Genomic DNA, 3,007 nt, shown 5'->3' on the forward strand with positions numbered 1-3,007 from the left:
ACGGCATACTCTTTCGGTTCATGAAGCCAAAATGCTTTATGTAGTTCATACTTCACTGTATAGGTCTCCTTATTCATTAATCAGTTTTTATCCGCTCGTGGTACAGCCTACGCCTTCATCTTCTCCAAACAGCTTAAAATAAAGGCTTGCTCCCGCTCCAGATTGTCCTGCAGCTTGGCATAGATGCTGCCGGGCAGCTTCTCATCCTCTTTAAATCTGTATTTAATCACTAAATTTCGCAAGGACAAGTAGCGATGCTTCAAATCCGCGCTAGTGTCTAGCAGTCGCTGGTCGTATAGCATGTACCCATGATCCATCAAATAGGCAATACGCTTTTCCATTAAAAGTTTGTGCTCATACAGCAGGTGATACGCACGCAGGTCAAATTTTCTATATTCAGATGATGAGGTATCCATATTCTGTGGATCTGTAAGAAGCCGCTGCAGCGCTTGAAATCCGAATTCGCACTGCTGCTCCACCACCAAATCAAACGTAGGTTTGGAGTATAAATAATTTTGCATGCCAGCAGCAATTTGTTCCATATTAATATCGCATTCAAAGTCTGTGTTGCGCTTCAAAAAGCGAACTTCTGTATAGAAATCGTATTCATCGGACACATACCAATACCCCTCCGCAAGCTCCGAAAAGGGACATTCCGCCGTTATAAACTGCTCAACAAAGTTGTCTGCGACAAGCGCCATATCCTTGTCCAAATCATATCCGTAAATGAACAACTCATGCATATGATGACCCTTTTTGTATGAATCTGTCAATGACAAATAATACCGGTCTACGAAAATATGTACATAATAGCCTAGATCAATCGACTCGATAATGACATCCTTTAATGATTTTCCCCATTTGGCAACGATTATTTCCTGAGGAAGCTGATTATAGGAAATGCCGGGACAGTTTTTGAGCAGCATATGGTGATTGTCAAAAGCGAACATTTCCCATGAATAAGCATATCTGATTTGAATAAAATTATTGAATACCCACCGCCATAACGGTTCGCTTATGATGGAAAACAAGATTCCATATGGGGTGTACGTGCTAACTTCCGGTACCTGAAGGTAAAGCGCTTTTCTTGACATGATTTTCCACCTTCTTCCGCTATGTAATAACCATTTCAGACTGCTGACCTAAAAAATATGACAGCCTGCATCGACATGGAGAACCTCACCAGTAATGCCTCGCGAAAGACGACTTAGTAAAAAAATCGCCGCATCCCCTACTTCATCCTGATCAATGTTGCGCCGCAGCGGCGCCTGCTGCTCCATGGCCGTCAGCTTATCTTGAAAATCAGCAATCGCTGAAGCAGCCGATGTGAGCACGGGTCCAGCTGAGACGGCATTTACCCGAATGCCATGCTTGCCTAAATCTTCAGCCAAGTAGCGCACGCTCGCTTCGAGCGCAGCCTTCGCAACGCCCATGACATTATAATTTTTCACGACACGATCAGATCCTATGTAGGTTTGCGTCACAATCGCGCCACCCTCTTTCATTAAACCGCGCGCCTGCTTAGCCATAGCCACTAATGAAAAGCTGCTGGCGTTTTGCGCCAGCAGGTAGCCTTCTCTCGTCGTATCTATATACTCTCCTTGAAGCTGATCCGCATAGGCGATGGAATGTACGAGTCCATGAATCGTTCCAACCTGCTTCGCAATGGCGTTGAATGCTTCGACAATGCTCGTATCATCCAGTATATCGCACGGGACAACAGCTGCCGCTTCAATGCCATGCTCCTGAAGCAGCTTCGTCATTTTGCGCAAGGACTTATCCTTTCGATAGGTGAAAACAAGCCTGGCCCCTTCCCGATGAAGCGCTTTGGCAACTCCCCACGCTAAGCTTTTCTCATTGGCTACGCCTGATACGACTATGACATGATCTTTCATCAGCATCGGTTTTATCTCCTCCGAACAAGGTTGAAATTTCTCTCGGCAGCTAGCTGTTAATGGAGCATGGAAAGCAGGCTTTCCAGCTCCTCATAATCCAGCTCCTTAAAGATGGGCTCCGTTTGCTGGAAGGTACATAGTGCCAGCGCATGATCCTCATCTGCAAAGGTTTGCATAAAATAAGCGGCCGAAGCCCCTGCTTCAAGGCTTGCCGCCACTTCACCGTCCTCCTCGATTAAGAAAGAGAAGGAGTCAAGCGGAATCGACATTCCTTTGCCTACTGCCTTGATATAGCTTTCCTTCAATGTCCACAGCTGGTAAAAATACGTGAGCTGGCGGCTGCCAGCCAGACTCATCAGCCTATTATATTCAACCGGAGCGAAGAACCGCTCTGCAATGGACAAGTCCTGTGGTTTCATGAGCTCAATGTCAATTCCAACCGGGAAGTCGCCAAAGGCGCAAACTACCCAGTCTCCGGAATGTGACACATTGAAATGGAAATCAATTGAAGGATTATCTAGCAACGGCTTGCCAAAATCATTTTTGTAAAAAGAAAGCTCAGCATTGGATAGCTTCCATCGCTTGGTCGCAGCAAGTCGTGCCAAAATCTCACCCGTCACCGAACGATAGGCATCGATCGGCCGGCGGAATCGCCCGGCCGCTTCCCGCTTGCCTTGTGAAACGCAATTCAACATAACTTCGTACAGCGCCGCAGCCTTCCTCTCATCCAGCCGCAGCATATAAACCTCTATCATGGTTAAACTCCTATCGGGAAATTTTTTCTGCTAGACGCGAAGGAGCAAGATAGTCGTTTAATTCATAATACATGCCAGTCTCGTCAATAATTTGATGGAACCAGCGTGTCTGCTCTTCTACCGAAACCTTCTTCGTATCCAAAATGATTTTCAGCAAATCGAGCGCTGTTCTCATTTGTTCCAAAGATGGCTTCTCCCCCGTCTCCTCAAGACGATCCTGGATCTCCTGAATTTTGCGATACGACTTCACTACCTTCTCCTGATACTCCTCATTATCCCAGTTTTGATTGAGGGTTGCCACTGAGACAGCCAGACTTCGCGTAATAATCGTCGGAATATGCTTTCTTAGACCCGGAT

The 3,007-nt window shown here is 46.2% G+C and carries 3 protein-coding genes and 1 pseudogene; all 4 read right to left on the bottom strand.

All coding sequences use genetic code 11. From position 1 onward, the window contains the following. Positions 1–107: 107 nt before the first annotated feature. Positions 108–1,094: a hypothetical protein gene (locus tag ABEW34_RS31840; protein WP_430165873.1), complete on the bottom strand. Its 987-nt coding sequence runs from the start codon at positions 1,092–1,094 to the stop codon at positions 108–110. Positions 1,095–1,142: 48 nt separating this feature from the next. Then, on the bottom strand, positions 1,143–1,901 hold the full coding sequence (locus ABEW34_RS31845; protein WP_430165875.1) for an enoyl-ACP reductase FabI: 759 nt from the start codon (positions 1,899–1,901) through the stop codon (positions 1,143–1,145). A gap of 50 nt (positions 1,902–1,951) precedes the next feature. After that, complete coding sequence (locus ABEW34_RS31850; protein ID WP_430165878.1) at positions 1,952–2,650, bottom strand: 4'-phosphopantetheinyl transferase family protein; 699 nt, start codon at positions 2,648–2,650, stop codon at positions 1,952–1,954. Positions 2,651–2,660: 10 nt separating this feature from the next. Beyond that, positions 2,661–3,007: pseudogene (locus ABEW34_RS31855) on the bottom strand (hypothetical protein); the annotation flags it as partial.

Source organism: Paenibacillus algorifonticola, assembly GCF_050481745.1.
In the GTDB taxonomy this organism is placed as follows: Bacteria; Bacillota; Bacilli; order Paenibacillales; family Paenibacillaceae; genus Pristimantibacillus; species Pristimantibacillus algorifonticola_A.

Coding starts and splice junctions, on each gene's coding strand:
- ABEW34_RS31840 (WP_430165873.1), bottom strand. CDS start 1,094: ATGTCAAGAAAAGCGCTTTACCTTCAGGTACCGGAAGTTAGCACGTAC.
- ABEW34_RS31845 (WP_430165875.1), bottom strand. CDS start 1,901: ATGCTGATGAAAGATCATGTCATAGTCGTATCAGGCGTAGCCAATGAG.
- ABEW34_RS31850 (WP_430165878.1), bottom strand. CDS start 2,650: ATGATAGAGGTTTATATGCTGCGGCTGGATGAGAGGAAGGCTGCGGCG.